This is a genomic window from Actinotalea lenta (genome assembly GCF_030586465.1).
GTDB classification, from domain to species: domain Bacteria; phylum Actinomycetota; class Actinomycetes; order Actinomycetales; family Cellulomonadaceae; genus Actinotalea; species Actinotalea lenta.
In genome coordinates, this window is record NZ_JAUQYP010000001.1 from 2,183,203 (window position 1) to 2,202,256 (window position 19,054).

Consider the following 19,054-nt stretch of genomic DNA (forward strand, 5'->3'; position numbering starts at 1 on the left):
TGCGAGCGCGCGAAGCAGTCCTGAAGGTGGGCCCGTGCACGGCTCGTCACCGCCCGAGAGGTGCGGACACCCGGATCGTCGTCCCGGCGCCCAGCTGGGACTCGACCGCCAGCTGGGCGCCGATCCGCTCTGCGCGCTCGTTGGCTCCGATGAGCCCCAGCCCGCCGGTGCCGTCCCGGTCAGGGGAGAAGCCTCGGCCGTCGTCGCGGATGCTCACCGTGAGCCTGGCGCCGAACTCGACGTCCAGTGCCACGCTTCGCGCCCCGGAGTGCTTGGCGGCGTTGGTCAGTGCCTCCTGGGCGATCCGGTAGACGGCGAGCTCGACGTCGCTCGGGGCGCGGGTCACCGCGCCGACCGTCCGGACGTGGACACTGATCTTGGCCCGCTTCTGCACGGTGTCGGCGAGCTGGCGCAGTGCCGGCACGAGGCCGAGGTCGTCCAGGATGGGCGGGCGAAGACCTTGGATCAGCTGACGCAGCGCCGCGGAGGCGTTGCGGGCGACGTCCAGGCCGTCCTGCACGGGCTGGACGAGCACCGAGGGCAGCAGCGGGTCGCTGCCGAGCTCGTCGAGGCTCCTCGTGAGGTAGGTGAGCTGCTGGAGCGGGTCGTCGTGCAGCTCACGTGACAGGTGAAGCCGCTCCTGCTCCTGGACCTCCAGGACCCGGCCCGTGAACGCACGTTGGACCTCGCGCCGCCGGTGCTCGGGGGAGACATCCGCCAGGAGCACCTGGGTCACGGTGCGACCGTCCCGGTCGGTGAGCGAGTGGGTCGAGGGCATGTACTGGCGGACAGTGCCGTCCGGCCCCGCGATCGGGAGCGGGACGTCCCGCTCGAGGAGGTCGTGTGGGGTCTGTCCCACCACCGCGACCAGCGGTCGACCGACGACGGCGTGTCCGAGCACGCGGAGGGCGGCGCCGTTCGCCTCGACGACGACACCGTCGGCATCAGTGACGACCACAGGCGATGGCTGGTGCTCGAACAGGTCATGGAACCTGGCCTCGGCGACGGCGACCTGTCGCAGTGCACGCTCCGTGCGGGTCCGCGCGTCCCGTTCGGCATCCACCTGTCGGCCCACGACGGCCCCGCTCGCGCCCAGGACGACCATGCTGACGAGCTCGATCCACAGGTGCGCGCTCGTGACCGGGTCGCGGTGCACCACCAACCAGTGCAGCGCGAACAGCGCCGTCGCCCACCCCGCGGTCGCGAGGGCGCCTGCGGCGCCGAAGCTCATCGCCGCGTAGAGCACCGGGATGAGCATGAGGCTCGAGGTCAGGGGGGCAGGGATGCCCACGAGGTCCCGGCCGTCGAGCGAGGCCAGCACCAGCGTGTGGAGGGTCATGATCGCGAGGATCGTGGCCTGGAGGATCCAGAAGCGTCGGGACCGGACGGGCACGGTGAGCCGGTGGCGGCCACCGCCCGGCTCAGCGGTCGGCATCGGGGCCCCTGACAAGGCCGAGGGCGAGGGCTGTCACGACCGCCTCGGTCCGGGAGTGCACCGCGAGCTTGGCGTAGATGCCTTCGCAGTGGCGTTCCACGGTCCTCGGGCTGATGTGCAACCTCCCTGCGATGCGCTTGTTGGGCAGACCCTGGGCCAACAGGTCGAGCACCGCGTGCTCCCGCTCACTCAGGGCGGGAGCCTGACTCCGTGTGTCGCGGTGGGTCGCCAACAGACGTGCCAGCACATCGTGGCGGACGACGCTGCGGCCGGCGACCACCGACCGGATCGCGTCCACCAGGTCGTGGCCAGGCGCTGCCTTGCTGAGGTGGCCGGAGGCGCCCGCCTCCAACGCCCCACGGACGTACTCGTCGTCCTCGTACGCGCTGACGATCAACACGTGGACACGGGGATGGGCGTCCCGCAGGAGTCGTGTGGCCTCGATGCCGCTGATGCCGGGCAGCCGGACGTCCATGAGGACCACATCCGGCTCCAGACGCGCGGCGAGAGCGACGGCCATCTCGCCGCTGTCCGCCTCGCCGACGACTTCGATGTCCTGATGCTGGGCAAGGATCCCGCGCGCACCGTCGCGGTGGAGCGGGTGGTCGTCGACGACGAGAACACGGATGACCTCCGTCACGTCCCGAACCCTATGTCAGGCCGTTGCCTCGACCCCTGGGTGATCCCACGCAGTGCACCTGGGTAGAGCCCGCCGGAACGGCGCGGGGTAGGCCCCTGGCCGGGCCCGGACCCTGCTCGAAGAATCGAAGGGAGGTCGCCGACTCCCGTCGGCGAGTGACTGACCTTGGAGGGCACGAGTGATGCGCAGACGGATCCCGCACGCCAGGCGCCGGCCGTGGTGGACGGTGCTGGTCTCGTGCGTGCTGGCCGCCGCTGGGACCGTCTCGCTCGCCTCGGCGGCGTGGGCGCACGGCGACGGGGAAGGCGAGACCAAGGAGGGCTATCTCCTCGTCCAGCAGGCACTCGGCTATCTGGCCCACCAGGGAACGAACGGCATCGACGCCGCACTGGAGAAGATCGACGACACGCTCGCGACGACCGACCAGGAGGGCGTGGACGTCAGCCAGGTCGAGGCGGCCCAGAGCGCCCTCAGCTCAGGTGATGTCGCAAAGGGGCAGGAGCTGCTCCAGGCGTCGATCACGGAGGCGGTGAGCGACCTCCCGCCCGCCGTCGGCTCGGCGACCGGAACCACGGTCATCCCGTCCGACATGCCAGGGCGCGGAGCTCTCGGAGGATCGGACTGGGTCTTCCTGGGGGCATCGGCACTGTTCGCGGCGCTTGGCGCCTGGCTCGCGGCCAGGCTCCGGCCGGCGGACACCGTCCGGTCGCTCCGGGCGCGGCTGGGGACCGGGGAGCTGACACAGGGGAACGAGGAGTCAGCAGGGATGGAGCGAGCATGACCACGAGCACCCGAACGAGCCCTGGAACGACCGCCTCGGCGAACCCTGAGCAGAGTGATGTACGCCGCGGACGCGGCCGTGCCGTGCTGGACGTCGTCGACGAGCGGTTGGGCATCAGCGCCCTGGAGTATCCCGTACCCGGTCACGCGAACAACCTGGCCTGGAGCCTCGGCGGGATCACCGCTGCCTCGCTCGGCATCCTGATCGTCACAGGGATCCTGCTGGTGCAGTTCTACAGTCCGACGCCGGAGACCGCGAACGCCTCGGTGCGGCACATCGTCACCGGCGTCTGGGGTGGCGGGTTCGTGCGTGGTGTGCACTTCTGGGCAGCGCAGGCGATGTACGTGACCGCGCTGCTCCACCTCGGTCGGGTCTTCGTCTCGGGCTCCTACAAGCGCCCGCGCGAGGGCAACTACCTCGTCGGCGTCGCGATGCTCGGACTGGTCACCCTCGCGATCTTCACCGGCACCGTGCTCAAGTGGGATCAGGAGGGTTTCGAGGCTCTTGGTCACAACATCGAGATCGGCAACCTGCTCGGTGGCGCAGGGCTGTGGTTCTCACCGCAGTTCGCCGACCAGGTCCCCATCCTGGTGCGCCTGTACGCCGCGCACACCGTCATCGTCCCCGGTCTGATCCTCGTGCTGGCGGTCCTGCACGGACTTCTCGTCAAGAAGCACAGAATCTCGCCGCACCCGGCGCTACCCACCGACGCCTCGGGAACGCAGGCCCCCGCCGACGAGCCGACCGCGCCGTTCACCCACCACCTGCGCCGGATCGCGGCCTTCGGCCTGGCCCTGCTCGGGATCCTGGGGATCCTCGCGGTGCTGCTGCCGCCGGCCGTCGGCGCACCCCCGGTCGAGGGCATCGAGATCACCCGCCCGCCGTGGATGTTCTGGTGGGTCTTCACGCTGGAGAACTGGATCGGTCTGTCCGGCATCCTGTGGGGCGAGCTGGCCTTCTTCGCACTCCTCGTCGCCCTGCCGTTCATCGACCGCAACCCGAATCGCCTCTGGCGGCGCCGTCCGGTGGCGATGGCGCTCGGGTCGGTGCTCATGGTTCTCCTGGCCGTCCTGACCGTCCTCATGGTCGTGACTCCGGCGAAGCAGCACCTCGGAATGGGGATGTGACGGTGCCGACGCCCCCGCGAGAGCAGGTGCCAGATGCCGCTGGGCGCGCACGCCGGTCCTTCTGGGTGCTGACCGCAGCGGCGATCGCGGGAACCGGGTCGCTGAGCGGGGCGATCGGTGCTCCTCCGTCTCCGCTCACCGGCGTGTGGTTCGGGGTGAGCGCGCTCGTGGTCGTCGCCTCCCTCGGGCTGGCCCTGCGCGTGATGGGGGCACTGGCTCGCGTCGGCGGTGGAGGCGTCAGGGCGGTGGCCCGGGAGCTCACGGCTCCGTCTCGCGGGACGGGATCGGGTGCGGGCCGGTAGCGCACCACGTTCAGGCCACGGCTGAGCTCTTGGGCAACGCCTCCTTCGGCTCGGGTGTGCGCGGGGCCCCGATGAGCTCTCCGGTGGGGACCCGGCGACGCTGAACCTGGCACTCGTCCTGCTCGTGGACCCCCGACGGTCACTCCTTGACGAGCCATGCGTCGGGGCCGTCCGGCGCACCTGCCGACCGGCGCTCACGGCTGAGGGTCGGCGACCCGTGGCTGTGACGTACGCCGTGGTCGTGCCCTCATCGGAGCGCTTGCTCGGCCGGATAGGCGGCTTCGGCAGGGGCCTCGCTCGGGGCGCCGGGTCGAGTTGATCGACTCTTCATCGTCGTGGGGTCATTCCTTGCTGTGCGCGGGAGTAGGGTCGGAATACCCCGTGGGGGTATCGGATTGGCAATCGGAGGAGGGTGGCATGGCGGAGACGACGATCGACCCGGTGTGCGGGATGAGTGTGGACCAGGCGACCGCGCCGAGCGCTGAGGTCGACGGGACGACGTACTACTTCTGCGCCCCGGGGTGCCGCAAGGCGTTCGTGGCCGACCCGGCGTCGTTCCTCGGGGGCGGGCACACGCACGGTGGCCACGAGCACGGGCACGGCGGCCAGCACCACTGATGGCGCGCGGTCGGGCCCGTGCGTCGCGCGGGCCCGACCGGGGCCAGGAGGAGAGGAGCAGAGATGGCTGGGCAGATCATCGAGCTGGAGATCGGCGGGATGACGTGCTCGTCGTGCGCCTCCCGGATCGAGCGCAAGCTCAACAAGCTGCCGGGTGTCGAGGCGAGCGTCAACTTCGCCACGGAGAAGGCGCGGGTCGTTCTTCCCGAGGGCACCGAGACCGAGATCGCGATCGCGACCGTGGAAGCGACCGGCTACTCGGCAGTCCTGCCGGCGCCACCGGACGACGCCGACCAGGCAGACGGTGAGCCGGTCGACGCCGAGACCGAGGCGCTGCGCCGCCGGCTCATCGTCACCGCGGTGCTCACGACACCGGTCGTGCTGTTGTCGATGGTGCGGCCGTTGCAGTTCGACAACTGGCAGTGGCTGTCCCTGACGCTGGCCGCGCCCGTCGTGGTGTGGGGCGCTCTACCGTTCCACCGGGCGACGTGGACCAACCTTCGCCACCGTGCGGCGACCATGGACACCCTGATCAGCGTCGGCGTGAGCGCGGCCTTCCTGTGGTCGCTGGTCGCCCTCTTCTTCGGCAGCGCGGGCGAACCCGGCATGCGCATGCAGTTCACGCTGCTGCCCGCACGTGGCGCCGGCGGGATGACCGAGATCTACCTCGAGGTCGCCTCCGCGGTCACCGTCTTCATCCTGCTGGGCCGCTACCTCGAAGCCCGCGCCAAGCGCCGCTCGGGGGCGGCCTTGCGTGCCCTGCTGGAGATGGGCGCCAAGGACGTCGCCGTCCTGCGCGACGGCGCCGAGCAGCGCATCCCCGTCTCGCAGCTGGCCGTGGGCGACCGATTCGTGGTCCGCCCGGGCGAGAAGATCGCGACCGACGGCCGCGTCGTCGAAGGCGCCTCCGCGGTGGACGCCTCGATGCTCACCGGCGAGCCGGTCCCGGTCGAGGTCACCGTCGGCGACCAGGTCGTCGGCGCGACCGTCAACGCCGGCGGGCGCCTGGTGGTCGAGGCCACAAGGATCGGCGCGGACACCCAGCTCGCGCAGATGGCCAAGCTCGTCGAGGAGGCCCAGACCGGCAAGGCCCCCGTGCAGCGCCTCGCCGACCGGATCTCGGCGGTGTTCGTGCCGGTCGTCATCTCGCTGGCCATCCTGACGCTGTTCGGATGGCTGATCGCCGGTGCCGGCGCCCAGGCCGCCTTCACCGCTGCCGTGGCCGTGCTGATCATCGCCTGCCCGTGCGCCCTGGGTCTGGCCACCCCGACTGCCCTGATGGTCGGCACCGGCCGCGGGGCGCAGCTGGGCCTCCTCATCAAGGGCCCGCAGATCCTGGAGTCCACCCGCCGGGTCGACACGATCGTGCTGGACAAGACCGGCACGGTCACGGCCGGCCGGATGCAGCTGGTGGGCGTCGTCCCGGTGGGGAGCGCCGACGCCGACGAGCTGCTGCGCCTGGCCGGAGCGGTCGAGGGCGCGTCGGAGCACCCGATCGCTGCGGCGATCGCCACCGCGGCGAGCGATCGCCTCGGCCCGCTGCCGACCGTGGGTGACTTCGCCAACGTGCAGGGACGCGGCGTGACGGGCACGGTCGACGGTCACGCCGTGCTGGCCGGCCGCCCCTTGTGGATGGCGGAGACTCTGACGATCGCGCTGCCGGGCGAGGCCCAGGTCGCGGTGGACCGCGCCCAGGAGGCAGGCCACACCGTGGTCGCCGTCGGCTGGGACGGTGAGGTCCGCGGTGTCCTGATGGTCGCCGACACCCTCAAGCCGACCTCGGCCCAGGCGGTCCGCGAGCTCGTCGGGCTGGGTCTCACGCCCGTCCTGCTGACCGGGGACAACGCGCGAGCCGCGGCGACGGTGGCCGGCCAGGTGGGCGTCACTGAGGTCATCGCGGACGTGCTGCCCCAGGACAAGGTCGACGTCGTACGCCGCCTGCAGGCCGAAGGCCGCGTGGTCGCGATGGTGGGCGACGGCGTCAACGACGCGGCCGCCCTGGCCCAGTCCGACCTGGGCATCGCGATGGGCACCGGGACGGACGTGGCCATCGAGGCTTCCGACCTCACGCTGGTGCGCGGGGACCTGCGCGCCGCCGTGGACGCGATCCGCCTGTCGCGGCGGACCCTGGCGACGATCAAGGGCAACCTGTTCTGGGCGTTCGCCTACAACACCGCCGCGATCCCGCTGGCCATCGCCGGGATGCTCAACCCGCTGATCGCCGGCGCGGCGATGGCGTTCTCCTCGGTGTTCGTCGTGACGAACAGCCTGCGGCTGCGCCGGTTCACCGCCGTGTCGCTCGACGCCGCGGCGCAGCCGAGTGCTGCTGCGACTGTGCCGGTCGGTGCGTCGGCCTGACCGGGGCGGGGCGGGGCGCGAGGATGGACGGATGGTTCCGTCCCCGCCCCCACCCGGCGCCAAGGGCAGCGTGCTCGTCGTCGAGGACGAGGTGCCGCTCGCGCGCCTCATCGCCTCCTACCTGTCCCGGGAGGGGTTCGACGTCGACACGCTCGGCGACGGGCTGGAGGCCATCGACCGTGTGCGCACCGAGAACCCCGACGTGCTGGTGCTCGACCTCGGGCTGCCCGGCGCGGACGGGGTGGAGGTCTGTCGTACCGTGCGGACCTTCAGTGACTGCTACGTGATCATGCTGACCGCCCGGGCCGAGGAGGTCGACCGGCTCATCGGTCTATCGGTCGGGGCCGACGACTACGTGACCAAACCCTTCAGTCCGCGGGAGCTGGTGGCACGGGTTCAGGCGATGCTGCGGCGCCCTCGTGGCATCGGGACCCGTGCGGCCCCGGAGCAGACGCACGAGGTGCGTGAGATCGGTCGGCTGCGGGTGGACCTCTCGGCGAGGGAGGTTGCCGTGGACGGAGAACCGGTGGGCCTGACGCGCACGGAGTTCGACGTGCTGGCGGTGCTTGTCCGGCAGCCCCGGCGAGCCTTCTCCCGCGATCAGCTCATCGCCGAGGTCTGGGGCGAGGGATGGGTCGGCGACCCGCACCTCGTCGACGTCCACCTGGGGCACGTGAGGCGCAAGCTGGGCGACGACGCCTCGGCGCCGGCCTTCGTGCAGACGGTGCGGGGCTACGGCTACCGGCTGGGCCCGTGCGCCTGATCGACCGCGCCGAACGCGCTGACCTCGCCACGCGTCTCCTGCTGGCGATCGTCGTGGTGGTACTCGTCGGAGCTGCCACGGCGTGGGCCGTCGGGGCCGCTGTGGGACCGGGGCTGTTCCACGAGCACATGCTGCGCACCACGGGGACCGCGGAGAGCGCGACCGAGCACGCCGAACGGGCCTTCGCGACGGCGTCGGTGCTGTCGTTGTCGCTGTCGCTGCTGGCCGCGCTGGTGGCGTCGGCGGCCGTGAGCATCGTGCTCGCGCGTCGCATCCGCCGCTCGTTGGCGCCGTTGGGCGCCGCAGCGGAGCGGGTCGCGGCCGGTGACCTGACCGTCCGGGTGGAGCCGCCGCGGGTCGGACCGGAGTTCGACCAGCTCGCGGAGTCGTTCACCGCGATGGCCGCTGAGCTGGCCAGGGTCGAGCAGACCCGGACCCAGCTGCTCGCGGACCTCGCGCACGAGATGCGCACACCGGTCTCGGTGCTGGCCGGTTACCTCGAGGCGTTCGCCGAGGGGGTGGAGGCGCCCGACGAGGAGACCCTGCGCATGCTGCGCGAGCAGGTCGAGCGGCTCGCGCGGCTGAGCGAGGACGTCGCCCTGGTCACCAGCGCCGAGGAGGGCAGGCTCAGGCTCGAGCTGCGCGGCACCGACGTCGGGCAGGTCGCACGGGAAGCGGTCGCCCAGGCGCTGGCGCGGCACGTCGGCAGCGGGGTCGAGGTGGACGTCGAGGCCGAGGGCGGCCTGCTCGCGCAGGCCGACCCGGACCGCATCGGTCAGGTGCTGACCAACCTCCTCGACAACGCCGTGCGTCACACGCCGGCCGGTGGTCGCGTGTCGGTGCGTGCCGGGCGGGACGGCGGTGACGTGCTGGTCGTCGTGACGGACACCGGTGAGGGCATCGCCGCGGAGCACCTCCCGCGACTGTTCGACCGCTTCTACCGCGTCGACGCGGCGCGTGACCGCCGGCACGGCGGTTCCGGGATCGGACTGTCGATCGCTCGGGCCATCGCTCGTGCCCACGGTGGGTCGCTCGAGGCGGCGAGCCCGGGCCCCGGCCAGGGCGCGACGTTCACGCTGCGGTTGCCGGCCGTCTAGTCCGCGGCGGCCGTCACGAGGTGAGGTGCCCGGAGAAGGCGCTCAGCACCGGCCCGGCCACCAGCCCCAGGCCGAGCGCGACCACACCGGCGGCCACCGCCACGGTCGACGCGCTGCGCACCGCGCCACCGTCGGGCACCTGGTCGTCGGGGGGAGCGATGAACGCGGCGCGTATCCAGCGCAGGTAGTACGCGAGGCTGACGACCGTCAGGATCGCCGCGAGCACGACGAGCCAGGGCCAGCCGGCCCCCCAGGCGGCCGAGAACACGGTGACCTTCCCGGCGAAGATGGCGGTCGGCGGGGTGCCGACCAGACCGAGCATGGCGATGACGAGGGCGGTAGCGCTGGCCGGGTGGCTGCGCGCGAGGCCGGCCCAGTCGGCCATCACGCGGCGCCCCGGGTGCGCGGCGGCCACGGCGAATGCGGCCACGTTCGTGACCGCGTAACCCGCGAGGTACAGCCCCACGGCCGGAAGTGCCTCCGGGTCCGACAGCGCGGCCGGGGCCATGAGCAGGAACCCGACCTGAGCCACCGCGGACCAGCCGAGGAGCCGGCGGGTGTCGTCCTGTCCGAGGGCGGCCAGGTTGCCCACGATCATCGACGCCGCAGCCATGATCGCGACGGCCCAGGTGGCCGCGACCGCCACACCACCCATGAGGTCGACGATGCGGAGGACCGCCAGGACACCACCGATCTTGGGCACCGTGGTGACGAACGCTGCCGCAGTGACGCTGCCACCTTGAGCCGCGTCGGGCAGCCAGAAGTGGCCCGGTACGGCGGCGGCCTTGAACGCGAGGCCGGCGAGCAGTGCTACGAGTCCCACGGCGACGCCTGCCGGGGGGGCGGTGACGAGGCCTGCGTGCAGGTCGCGGTAGCCGGTGGCGCCGCCGACGCCGTACAGCACGACCGTACCGAGCAGCATCGTCACGCCGAGCATGGCGCCCAGCAGGTACGTCTTCAGGGCCGCCTCCGCGGCAGCGCCGGCGCGGCCCAAGCCGACGAGGGCATACACCGGGATCGAGGCGAGGAGATACCCCGCCGCGAGCACCGCGAGGTCGGTGGCACCGGCCAGCACGACGGCTCCGGCCGTGCCGAGCAGCACGAGGGTGTAGGTCTCCGCCTCACGTGTCGTGCGGGCCAGCTCACCTGCTCCGAGCCAGATCACCCCGAGACTCGCCAGTGGTGCGACCACTCGGGCCACGGCGGTGGCGGGGTCGAGCGCGTAGCTGTGCTCGAAGATCGATCCGGTGCCCGCCGCGAGCGCCGTGGCCACGGAGCCCAGCAGGACGGCGCTGGCGACCCAGCGGGTGAGCGGCAGGCGCCGGCGGGGGAGGAAGGACCCGAGGAGCAGCACCAGGACCGATCCCGCGACCAGCACGCCCTCGGGTGCCAGGGCGGTGTAGTCGTGCCCGCTCATCGCTCATCCTCCGCACGCACGCCCGTCACCCTCCGATCGCCGAGATCACGGACGCGGCGAACGGCCGGATCAGGTCGAGCACCGGGCCGGGGACGATGCCGAGGGCCAGCGACAGCGCCAGGAGGCCGCCTGCGCCCACCAGCTCGGCGCCCCGCAGGTCGGCGAACCCGCGCGTGGCGGGGCCTTCGGGGCCGGTGAAGACGCGGTGGAACGCCCGCAGGAAGAGGGCGGCCGTCAGCAGGATGCCCGGCAGGGCGAGCGCCGCGACCCAGGTCGCCGCGATGGACCCGGTGAAGATCTGGAACTCGGCCACGAACCCGGACAGCGCCGGGAGTCCGAGCGACGCCAGCGCCCCCACGGCGAACAGGGCCGTGTAGCGCGGGGCCACGCCCGCCAGGCCCCCGAACCGGTCCATCTCGTAGCTGTGCGCACGGCTCTCGAGGACCCCGGCAAGCAGGAAGAGCGCGCCGGTGACCAGCCCGTGGCTGACCATCTGGGTGACGGCGCCCGTGATCGCGACCTCGCGGGCGGTGGCCGAGTCGGGCGCCACCAGCCCCGCCGCACCGACCGCGAGCACCACGTAGCCCATGTGGTTCACCGACGTGTAGGCGATCATCCGCTTGACGTTGTTCTGCGCCAGGGCGACCAGCGCCCCGTAGAGCACGGAGACGAGCCCGACCGCCACGATCGCCCACGCCCAGGACCGCCAGGCGTCGGGAAGCAGGGGCATCCCGACCCGAAGGAAGCCGTAGGTCCCCATCTTCAGCAGCACGCCGGCGAGGATCGCGGAGCCGACCGCAGGTGCGTCGGTGTGGGCCGGGGGCAGCCAGGTGTGGAAGGGGACCGTCGGGGTCTTGATCGCCAGGCCCAGCAGGATCAGTCCCAGGACCGCGCCACCGGCCAGGGCGGTGCCGCCCTGGGCGCGCGCCACCAGCGTGGGGATGTCGAAGGTGTGCGGCGTGGATCCGAGGTACAGCCCGATGAAGCCGACCAGCAGGGCGAGCGAGCCCAGGAACGTGTACAGGAAGAACTGCAGCGCCGACCGCTTGGCCTGCTCTCCGTGACCCCAGCCCGCGATGACCGCGTACATCGCCACGATCGACAGGTCGAAGAACAGGAAGAACAGGATCAGGTCCTGGGCCGCGAACAACCCCAGGCACGTGGTCTGCAGAGCGAGGAACAGCGCGGCCAGGCGGCGGACGCGGTCATCCATGCGCAACGCCCAGACCGCACACGCAGCGAACAGGACGTCGGTCACCAGCAGCATCGGCAGCGACAGGCCGTCGACACCCACGTGGTAGGACACGCCCGCGCCGGGGATCCAGTCGACCTGCTCGGCGTAGGCCAACCCACCGGCTGCCGGCGGGCGGTAGCCCATGGTCATCGCGACCACCAACGCCAGGTCTGCGACGGTGACGGCGAGCCACACGCCCCGAGCGGGCCGTGGCCCGGTCCTGCTGAAGGCGAGCAGGGCCGCACCCAGCAACGGCAGGAACACGATCACGGTCAGCATCAAGGCCTCACCACCACGAGGAGGACGGCGCCAACGGCGAGCACGACGGCCGCGGCACCCAGGTACTGATGAACGAGCCCGGACTGCGGGCGTAGCGTGGCGCGCCCCGCGGCGCGCACGGAGCCGGCGACCGCGCGCACGGCACCGTCGACCCCCGAGACGTCCAGGCGTGCCGCGGCGGCGGCCACGGTCGTCGTCGCGCGGGCCGTGCCCGCGACCGCGCGGTCCAGCGCCCGGTCCAGCCGGTCGGCACGTGCGGCGAGCGTCTCGACGGGCGTCACCACGAGGACGGCCGCGGCACGGTCGAGGTCGAACCATCGCACCGCGCCAGGGACCGGTCGCGGCACCCGGCGCAGCACCAGACCGAACGCGGTCACGGCCAGCGCGGCGGACAGTGCCATCTCTGCTGCCCCCGGCGTGGCCGCTCCCGTCACGCCGAGCAGGGCGTCGACCGCGTCGGAGGCGGCCGGCACCAGGAGGGCGACGGGTGCCAGGGCGCCTCCCGCGAGCACCGCGAGGGGCAGGACGGCGGCCCGCGGCACGTGCCGGTCGCCGGGCTCCTCGCTGTCCCACCCGGGCCGATCGGTGGGACGGCGTTCGGGACCGCGCCACGCTGCCCGCAGCGCGACGGCCGCGTAGCCCGCGGACAGCACGGCGCCGATGAGCGCGACCCCGTACAGCCATCCGCTGCGTTCGGCGGCAGCGGCCAGGACGTGGTCCTTGGTCACCCACAGCCCGAGCGGGGGCAGTCCGGCCAACGTCAGCGCGGCGAGCGTGAACAGCACCCCGACGGCGCGCCACCAGCGCGCCGCGCCGGCCATCGCCTCGAGCTGTTTGGTCCCGAGGGCCGTGAGCCACAGTCCCGCAACGAGGAACAGCAACGCCTTGGTGCCCGCGTGCCCGAGCAGGTGCTCTGTCCCACCGGCCGCGTCGCCCACTCCTGCAGCCAGGACCACGAAGCCCAGCTGGGCGGAGGTCGAGGCGGCGAGGAGCTGTTTGAGGTCCTGCTGCGCCATCGCCACCACCCCGAGGACCACGGTGGTCACCGCGCCGGTCCACGCCGCTGCCGAGGCAACCGCGGGTGTTGCCGCAAGGAGCGGCTCGACGCGCAGGAGCAGGTACCCGCCCATCGCCACCATCGCCGCCGAGTGCAGCAACGCGCTGACTGGGCTGGGGCCCAGCATCGCCTTGGACAGCCAGACGCTGAACGGTAGCTGCGCGGCCTTCCCGAGCGCTGCGACCACGACGCCGACGGCCACGACCTGGCGCCACGGCGAGGAGAGGTCCGGGAGGGCCTCGAGCCCGAGCCCGAGATGGTCCGATGCCGAGCCGGCCGCCGCGGCGCCCGCCGCCAGGTACAGGCCGAGATCCGCTGTCCGGGTGGTGACGAACGCGGCCACACCGGCCGACGTCCGCTCCGGATCGCGCCACCGGAACCCGATCAGCGACCAGGACGCGGCGCCCATCAGCTCCCACCCGAGCAGCAGCGCCGGCAGCGACGTGGCGGTGAGCGTGACCGCGACCGCCGCCACGAACAGCAGCATCAACCCGTGGAACCGGGCGGCCGGCTCGGTGCGCTCGACGGCGGCCGCGACCAGCACCAGGAGGGCGACGGCCAGCACACCGGGCAGCAGCAGCGCGGTCAGGCCGTCCACGCCCAGCGCGAAGGCGCCCCCTGGGATGAACGACCACGTCAGGACGGGTCGGCCTGCGGACACCAGGATGCCGAGGGCCACGCTGAGACTCGCCGTGGCCAGGGCGATGCCGCTCGCGGTGCGATCCCGCGCCGGTGCGTGTCCCGTCCGGGCACGTGCGGCCCCGCGGCCCAGCAGGCCCGCGCCACCGAGCGCGGGGAGCGCGACGAGCGCGAGGAGCGAGCCGCCGCTCATCGCTTGAGCTCGCTCGCCATGTCCGTCATGTCCGTGCCACGACGTCGGTGCAGCAGGAGCGCGACGGCGAAGCCCATCGCCATCTCCACCGTCATCGCCGCGATCACCACGAGCAGGAGCACCTGGCCGTCGGGCGACGGCGTGGTGAACCACCAGAACGCACCGCCTGCAAGGATCACGGCGTTGATCATGAGCTCGATCCCCATCATCACCATCACGACCACCTGCTGGGACAGCGCGCCCCACAGGCCGACGGCGAACAACGCGGCGGCCACCACGAGCACGAGGGACAGGGTCATCGGCCGACACCGCCCTGGATCGGGTCGTCCGGATGGTCGCGCTCGAGGTCGTCGCCGTATCGCTGGTAACGGTCCCGGGGGTGCCCCAGCACCAGCGCACCGATGATCGTGGCGAACAGCACCGGGCTGACGGTGAGCATCACGAGCATCTTCGAGCCCATGACGGCGTCCCCCAGGCTTCGCGTGAGGTCGGCCGCGGGGGCACCGGCCCTGTCGGGCCACGGGATCAGGAGGGCCGCGGCCGCGAGACCCACGAACACCACGGCGGCGACCACGGTCGCGGTGCGCTTGCCGTGCACCATGGACATGGGCATCAGCGCTGGATTCATGCCCATCAGCATGATCATGAACAGCGCCATGATCGCCATCTCCATGACCATCATGAGGATGACGATCACGCCCAGGTAGTCCAGCTCGAAGGCGAGGAGCATCACCCCGACCGCCACGAAGGATGCGGCGAGCGCGTAGGAGGCGCGGGCCATGGAGTCGGTGCGGAACACCTCGACCCCGGCGGCCACCGCGACCAGCGCCGCGACCCAGAACACGATCGTCCCGATCACGACGCACCTCCCGCTGCCACGAGCATCTGCAGCACCGTGGCCGGGAGCAGCACCATCCAGCCGACCTCCGCGAAGCGCTCCGGCCGGATCATCGGCGCCCGTCCGGCGCTGAGCTCGAGCACGGCGAGCACGACCAGCGCCTTGACCAGCGTCCACGCCACGGGGCCGAGCACGGGCCCGGCCCCGCCGCCCAGGAACAGCGGGACCGCCACGAGCGCGGCGGCGGCCAGCACCAGGTGACGCCCGGCGAGCACCAGCCATCGGTCCACCCCGGACGTCTCCGCGAGCACGCCGCCGGCCAGGTCGCTGTGCGCGGCGACGGCGAACGGCCCCCACGAGCTGAACGCCACGGCGGAGAGCAGGTACACCCCGAAAGCCACCGGCATCCAGACGGCGAACCACAGGCCCTGCTGGGCGGACGCCACGTCCGCCAGTCGCAGGCTGTGCGCCGCGATCGCAGGCGAGGTCAGCGCGAACATGAGCGGCAGCTCGTAGGCCAGTGCCAGTCCCAGGAAGCGGTGGCCGGCGACCAGCGAGTGCGTGCTGTTCGGGCCCCAGCCTGCGAGCCACCACAACGCCCAGAGCATGACGTCCATCGCGTTGAACCACACGACGCCGACGGGGCTGTCGACGAGCACCACCGAGCCCAGCGGGACGACGACCGCCATCAGGACCGCGACCACGGGCAGGCCACCGACGGCCACGTGCCACAGGACGCGGTCCGCAGCGACCGGGACCCGGCGGCGCTGGCGCAGCAGCCGCCAGGTCTCGGTCAGTGGCGTCGTGGCAGCGACGAGCGGGCCGTCGCCGCGGCGTCGCGCGGTCTGTGCGCCGGCCATCGCCGCACCCGCCGCGGCGAGCGTGAGCAGCGTCACGGGAGCCAGGGCAGCCCACCAGGGCTGGAGCGTCGTCACCTCAGGCATCTGCAGCCACCCCGGCGTCCAGTGCCATGCTCGCGACGAGCAGCCGCAGGCTCGCCAGCTCCTGGCCTTCCGCAAGCTCCGGCAGCAGCGCGAGATCGTCGCCGAGCGGCACGTGTGCCGGACCCTGCGGGTCGGCGAGGGTCGTCGCGGCGGCCTCGAGCAGGGCGATGAGTCGTCGGCGTACGACGCTGCCCGGGGCGGGAGACGACGGAGCACGGTGCCCGGGGCCCTCCAGGGACCAGCGCAGCAGCACCGAGCGGCGAACCCGTCGGGTGAGCCGGGCGACATCGGCGGCTGCGATGCGCGTGGCACCGGCGGCGTCCATCAGGTCGTCCCGGGCTCGGCGCGCGGAGTCGGCGGCAGCCGACCAGCCGGCCAGGTCCAGCACGCCGGCCGCGGCGTCCACCAGGAGGGCAGCCCGTACGGCCGGGTCGGAGAGCGACGGCGGGGCGGGGGAGGCGAGCACCTCGACTCCCGTCACCACGTCCCCGTGCAGCGTCGCCCGTAGCACGAGGCCGGCGGGCCAGCCGGGCAGCCCCGCCCCCAGGATCACGTGCCCGACGTCCATCTCGAGCCCGTCCCGGTCGTCGTCGGAGCTCCCGGCAAGCGCGATCCCACCCGGCCCGGTCATCGACATGTCCCCGTGGTCCATGTCCCCGTGGTCCATGTCGCCGTGGTCCATGTCGCCGTGGTCCATGTCGCCGTGGTCCATGCCCGCGTGGTCCATGTCCTCGTGGTCCATGCCCATCGGGGCGGAGGCGTCCGCCTCCTGGGCCAACGTCGCCTGGAGCTCATGGTCCTCGAGCGCCGATGCGGCCTGGCTGAGCAGCTCGCCGAGGGCCTCGGTGCTGGTCACCTCGACGCGGGCGCGCGGGCCGGGTAGCTGTCGCCAGATCTGCTCGATCGCGTCGCGCTCCTGGTCAGCCGGCGTCCCGCACACCGCCAGCAGGTCGGCGTCGGCCGGGGACGATGCCGGGACCCATCCCAAGGTGCGCAGCGCGCGCTCCACGCTCAGCCGCACCAGCGCTCCGCCGCGCGCCGCGACCACCAGGACGTGGATTCCGCGCCGTACGCCCGTCACACCCACCGCAGCACTCCCTCGCGCCATGCCCACACGACGCCCGCGAGCAGCACGCCGAGGAAGGCGAACATCTCGACGATCGCCGCGGTGCCTCGGGCGGCGACCACGAGGGCCCACGGGTACATGAACAACATCTCGACGTCGAACGCCAGGAAGAGCAGGGTCATGGGATACCAGCGCGCGTGGTACCGGGACAGCGCGTGCTCGTCCGGACTGTGCCCTGACTGGAACGGCAGCGTCGTCAGCGGCGGTCGGCCCGCGGCGAGCCGGGAGGCGAGTCGCACCAGCACCACGAGCCCGGCCGTGGCCAGACCCGCGACGCCCAGACCTGCCCACGCGGTCATGGCTCCCCTCCGGCGCTCGGCGCAGCTACGGACGCCGACGACGCTACTGACCGGCCGCGACGTCGGCACGGTGAGGGTCGGCTTCAGGGTGTTCTTCGGGGTTTCTTCATCGACACCGCCGGTTTATCTCCACTCGGAACGGCGAAGGTGGTCCCTCAGCCGACACGGAGGGGAGCGCAGGATGAGCGATCTGGCGGGCGCGGACGTCTGGACGTACGTGCTGTGGACCTTGGTGCTCGTCGGTGCCGCCACGGTGACGTACGTGGGCCTGCGGTCGTCGTCCCGGGCGGGACGCCGGCTGCGGCCCGACACCGGGGGCGGCCGGCTCCCTGGACGGCGCACCGGCCCTGCGGGCCCCGAGCTGCTCGAGCAGCGCCTCGCTCGGGGCGAGATCGACATCGACGAGTTCACCTCCCGGCTGCGAGCCCTGGAGGACCGGTGAGTCAGATGTCACGACGTCAGGCCCTGACCCTGGGGGCGGCAGGGGCCGGGAGCCTCGCAGTCGGCCCGGCCGGCCTGGGGGCGCGGGGTTGGCCACCGTTCGGCACGGAGCCGGCTGCCACGGCGTCGCCGGGCCCCGCGTGGTCCGAGCCCCGGGTGATCACTGCGACCGCAGGAGTGCTCGACGTGGACCTGACGGTCGCCAGGACGGAGGTGACGATCGACGGCCGACGCGTGAGCATGGTCACCTACAACGGCACCGTGCCCGGTCCCACGCTGCGCATGCGTCCCGGCGATCGCCTTCGGGTGCACCTGGCCAATGAGCTCGACGAGCCGACCAACCTGCACACCCACGGGTTGCTCGTCTCTCGGACGGACAACGGCGACAACCCCTTCCTCCGGGTCGCACCGGGGGAGACCTTCGACTACGAGATCACGCTGCCGGCGGACCATCCCCCCGGTCTGTTCTGGTATCACCCGCACCACCACGGACAGTGGCGGACCAGGTGTTCGCCGGCCTCTACGGAGCGATCCTCATCGACGACGACGGCCCGGGCCGGCCCGCACCGCGCGTGGTGGTCGTGTCTGACACCACATTCTCCTCCGGTCGTGTCGCGGAAGCCTCGGCGCAGGACCGGATGCGCGGACGGGTCGGTGAGACGCTCCTGACCAACGGTCTCGTGGCCCCTGAGCTCGTGGCGACACCGGGGTCGACGCAGCGGCTGCTCGTGGTCAACGCCTGCACCAGTCGCTACCTGGATCTCTCCGTGGCCGGTCAGGAGATGCGCCTGCATGGCGTCGACTCGGGAGTGTTCTCGCCACCGTTGACGCGGCAGCGTGTGGTGCTCGCACCCGGGAACCGTGCCGACCTGGAGATCCAGGTGCCCGGCCGGCGCACGGGCGTCACAGCCCGCGCGTACCCGCGGGGGGCGGCAGGCATGGGGATGATGGGCTCGGACTCGTTCGACGGGCAGGACGCTCCCGTCCTCACCCTGCGGCCCGGCGGCCGTGAGGTCTCCGGCACGACCCCCTCGACGCAGGCGGGACGTCCGCACCCCGCCCCACGTGACCTGCGCGGGGCCCGCGTGGACCGGACCCGCACCCTGACCTTCACGATGGGCATGGGCGGCATGGGCGGCATGCAGTTCCTCATCGATGGGCGTGCGTTCGACGCGGACCGGGTCGACCAGCGCGTGGAGCTCGGCACCGTCGAGGAGTGGACCATCCGGAACGCGACGATGATGGATCACCCGTTCCACCTGCACGTGTGGCCGATGCAGGTCGTCGACGGGACCGACGCGGCGCGCGAGCGGGTCGACGTGCGCGACGTCGTCGACGTACCGGCCGGAGGCCAGGTCGTGGTCAGGATCGCGTTCGCCCGTCATGCCGGCGCGACGGTCTACCACTGCCACATCCTCGACCACGAGGACCTCGGGATGATGGGCGTCGTCGTCGTTCGGTAGCCC

The 19,054-nt window shown here is 72.5% G+C and carries 19 protein-coding genes; 9 read left to right on the plus strand and 10 right to left on the minus strand.

Annotated elements, in window-relative coordinates; translation table 11 throughout:
* Positions 1-46: 46 nt before the first annotated feature.
* The gene (locus tag Q6348_RS10440; protein ID WP_304601231.1) at positions 47-1,435 is read right to left on the minus strand and encodes an ATP-binding protein; all 1,389 of its coding nucleotides are present in this window, start codon (positions 1,433-1,435) and stop codon (positions 47-49) included.
* Positions 1,422-2,075: a response regulator gene (locus Q6348_RS10445; protein WP_304601232.1), complete on the minus strand. Its 654-nt coding sequence runs from the start codon at positions 2,073-2,075 to the stop codon at positions 1,422-1,424. Before Q6348_RS10445 ends, Q6348_RS10440 begins: the two co-directional genes overlap by 14 nt.
* Positions 2,076-2,256: 181 nt before the next feature.
* Here Q6348_RS10445 and Q6348_RS10450 point away from each other — a divergent pair, with 181 nt between their 5' ends.
* The 6 genes from Q6348_RS10450 to Q6348_RS10475 all read left to right on the plus strand — a co-directional run bounded on the left by Q6348_RS10450 (position 2,257) and on the right by Q6348_RS10475 (position 9,121).
* Positions 2,257-2,856 (plus strand): hypothetical protein, encoded by a 600-nt coding sequence (locus Q6348_RS10450; RefSeq protein WP_304601233.1) that lies wholly within the window; start codon positions 2,257-2,259, stop codon positions 2,854-2,856.
* Positions 2,853-3,983 (plus strand): cytochrome b N-terminal domain-containing protein, encoded by a 1,131-nt coding sequence (locus Q6348_RS10455; protein ID WP_304601234.1) that lies wholly within the window; start codon positions 2,853-2,855, stop codon positions 3,981-3,983. Before Q6348_RS10450 ends, Q6348_RS10455 begins: the two co-directional genes overlap by 4 nt.
* A 719-nt stretch (positions 3,984-4,702) precedes the next feature.
* Positions 4,703-4,903 (plus strand): YHS domain-containing protein, encoded by a 201-nt coding sequence (locus tag Q6348_RS10460; RefSeq protein ID WP_304601235.1) that lies wholly within the window; start codon positions 4,703-4,705, stop codon positions 4,901-4,903.
* 63 nt (positions 4,904-4,966) lie between these two features.
* Entirely contained in the window at positions 4,967-7,261 is a 2,295-nt protein-coding gene (locus Q6348_RS10465) for a heavy metal translocating P-type ATPase (protein WP_304601236.1), read from the plus strand.
* Positions 7,262-7,292: 31 nt separating this feature from the next.
* Positions 7,293-8,024, plus strand: a complete 732-nt coding sequence (locus tag Q6348_RS10470) for a response regulator transcription factor (RefSeq protein ID WP_304601237.1) — start codon at positions 7,293-7,295, stop codon at positions 8,022-8,024.
* Positions 8,015-9,121, plus strand: coding sequence for a HAMP domain-containing sensor histidine kinase (locus Q6348_RS10475; protein ID WP_304601238.1), 1,107 nt, complete (start codon positions 8,015-8,017; stop codon positions 9,119-9,121). The genes Q6348_RS10470 and Q6348_RS10475 overlap by 10 nt, the downstream gene beginning before the upstream one ends.
* Before the next feature lie 13 nt (positions 9,122-9,134).
* Here the strand turns inward: Q6348_RS10475 and Q6348_RS10480 are convergent, their stop codons facing one another.
* From Q6348_RS10480 to Q6348_RS10515, 8 genes are read right to left on the minus strand one after another with little or no spacing between them, the layout of a single operon-like run.
* Positions 9,135-10,538 (minus strand): NADH-quinone oxidoreductase subunit N, encoded by a 1,404-nt coding sequence (locus tag Q6348_RS10480; RefSeq protein ID WP_304601239.1) that lies wholly within the window; start codon positions 10,536-10,538, stop codon positions 9,135-9,137.
* A gap of 25 nt (positions 10,539-10,563) precedes the next feature.
* Positions 10,564-12,051 carry a complex I subunit 4 family protein gene (locus tag Q6348_RS10485; protein WP_304601240.1) on the minus strand — a complete coding sequence of 496 codons (1,488 nt, stop codon included), beginning with the start codon at positions 12,049-12,051 and terminating at the stop codon, positions 10,564-10,566.
* A complete protein-coding gene (locus Q6348_RS10490) occupies positions 12,051-13,940 on the minus strand; it encodes a proton-conducting transporter transmembrane domain-containing protein (RefSeq protein ID WP_304601241.1) in 1,890 nt (629 codons plus the stop codon). Before Q6348_RS10490 ends, Q6348_RS10485 begins: the two co-directional genes overlap by 1 nt.
* On the minus strand, positions 13,937-14,239 hold the full coding sequence (gene nuoK / locus Q6348_RS10495; protein ID WP_304601242.1) for an NADH-quinone oxidoreductase subunit NuoK: 303 nt from the start codon (positions 14,237-14,239) through the stop codon (positions 13,937-13,939). Before nuoK ends, Q6348_RS10490 begins: the two co-directional genes overlap by 4 nt.
* Positions 14,236-14,799 carry an NADH-quinone oxidoreductase subunit J gene (locus Q6348_RS10500; RefSeq protein ID WP_304601243.1) on the minus strand — a complete coding sequence of 188 codons (564 nt, stop codon included), beginning with the start codon at positions 14,797-14,799 and terminating at the stop codon, positions 14,236-14,238. The genes nuoK and Q6348_RS10500 overlap by 4 nt, the downstream gene beginning before the upstream one ends.
* Positions 14,796-15,722, minus strand: coding sequence for an NADH-quinone oxidoreductase subunit H (locus tag Q6348_RS10505; protein WP_304601244.1), 927 nt, complete (start codon positions 15,720-15,722; stop codon positions 14,796-14,798). The genes Q6348_RS10500 and Q6348_RS10505 overlap by 4 nt, the downstream gene beginning before the upstream one ends.
* Complete coding sequence (locus Q6348_RS10510; protein ID WP_304601245.1) at positions 15,715-16,809, minus strand: hypothetical protein; 1,095 nt, start codon at positions 16,807-16,809, stop codon at positions 15,715-15,717. The genes Q6348_RS10505 and Q6348_RS10510 overlap by 8 nt, the downstream gene beginning before the upstream one ends.
* On the minus strand, positions 16,800-17,147 hold the full coding sequence (locus Q6348_RS10515) for an NADH-quinone oxidoreductase subunit A (protein ID WP_304601246.1): 348 nt from the start codon (positions 17,145-17,147) through the stop codon (positions 16,800-16,802). The genes Q6348_RS10510 and Q6348_RS10515 overlap by 10 nt, the downstream gene beginning before the upstream one ends.
* A gap of 181 nt (positions 17,148-17,328) precedes the next feature.
* On the opposite strand from Q6348_RS10515, the gene Q6348_RS10520 reads away from it, so the two are divergent.
* The 3 genes from Q6348_RS10520 (at position 17,329) to Q6348_RS10530 (ending at position 19,051) form a co-directional block, all read left to right on the plus strand.
* On the plus strand, positions 17,329-17,589 hold the full coding sequence (locus Q6348_RS10520; RefSeq protein WP_304601247.1) for an SHOCT domain-containing protein: 261 nt from the start codon (positions 17,329-17,331) through the stop codon (positions 17,587-17,589).
* A gap of 239 nt (positions 17,590-17,828) precedes the next feature.
* Positions 17,829-18,257, plus strand: a complete 429-nt coding sequence (locus Q6348_RS10525; protein ID WP_304601248.1) for a multicopper oxidase domain-containing protein — start codon at positions 17,829-17,831, stop codon at positions 18,255-18,257.
* On the plus strand, positions 18,170-19,051 hold the full coding sequence (locus Q6348_RS10530) for a multicopper oxidase family protein (RefSeq protein ID WP_304601249.1): 882 nt from the start codon (positions 18,170-18,172) through the stop codon (positions 19,049-19,051). The genes Q6348_RS10525 and Q6348_RS10530 overlap by 88 nt, the downstream gene beginning before the upstream one ends.
* Positions 19,052-19,054 lie beyond the last annotated feature (3 nt).

What these genes read in the sequence shown, in the direction of transcription:
- Q6348_RS10440 (WP_304601231.1), bottom strand. Translation starts at nt 1,435, where the DNA reads ATGCCGACCGCTGAGCCGGGCGGTGGCCGCCACCGGCTCACCGTGCCC.
- Q6348_RS10450 (WP_304601233.1), top strand. Translation starts at nt 2,257, where the DNA reads ATGCGCAGACGGATCCCGCACGCCAGGCGCCGGCCGTGGTGGACGGTG.
- Q6348_RS10455 (WP_304601234.1), top strand. Translation starts at nt 2,853, where the DNA reads ATGACCACGAGCACCCGAACGAGCCCTGGAACGACCGCCTCGGCGAAC.
- Q6348_RS10460 (WP_304601235.1), top strand. Translation starts at nt 4,703, where the DNA reads ATGGCGGAGACGACGATCGACCCGGTGTGCGGGATGAGTGTGGACCAG.
- Q6348_RS10465 (WP_304601236.1), top strand. Translation starts at nt 4,967, where the DNA reads ATGGCTGGGCAGATCATCGAGCTGGAGATCGGCGGGATGACGTGCTCG.
- Q6348_RS10470 (WP_304601237.1), top strand. Translation starts at nt 7,293, where the DNA reads ATGGTTCCGTCCCCGCCCCCACCCGGCGCCAAGGGCAGCGTGCTCGTC.
- Q6348_RS10480 (WP_304601239.1), bottom strand. Translation starts at nt 10,538, where the DNA reads ATGAGCGGGCACGACTACACCGCCCTGGCACCCGAGGGCGTGCTGGTC.
- Q6348_RS10485 (WP_304601240.1), bottom strand. Translation starts at nt 12,051, where the DNA reads ATGCTGACCGTGATCGTGTTCCTGCCGTTGCTGGGTGCGGCCCTGCTC.
- Q6348_RS10490 (WP_304601241.1), bottom strand. Translation starts at nt 13,940, where the DNA reads ATGAGCGGCGGCTCGCTCCTCGCGCTCGTCGCGCTCCCCGCGCTCGGT.
- nuoK (WP_304601242.1), bottom strand. Translation starts at nt 14,239, where the DNA reads ATGACCCTGTCCCTCGTGCTCGTGGTGGCCGCCGCGTTGTTCGCCGTC.
- Q6348_RS10505 (WP_304601244.1), bottom strand. Translation starts at nt 15,722, where the DNA reads ATGCCTGAGGTGACGACGCTCCAGCCCTGGTGGGCTGCCCTGGCTCCC.
- Q6348_RS10515 (WP_304601246.1), bottom strand. Translation starts at nt 17,147, where the DNA reads ATGACCGCGTGGGCAGGTCTGGGCGTCGCGGGTCTGGCCACGGCCGGG.
- Q6348_RS10520 (WP_304601247.1), top strand. Translation starts at nt 17,329, where the DNA reads ATGAGCGATCTGGCGGGCGCGGACGTCTGGACGTACGTGCTGTGGACC.
- Q6348_RS10525 (WP_304601248.1), top strand. Translation starts at nt 17,829, where the DNA reads ATGGTCACCTACAACGGCACCGTGCCCGGTCCCACGCTGCGCATGCGT.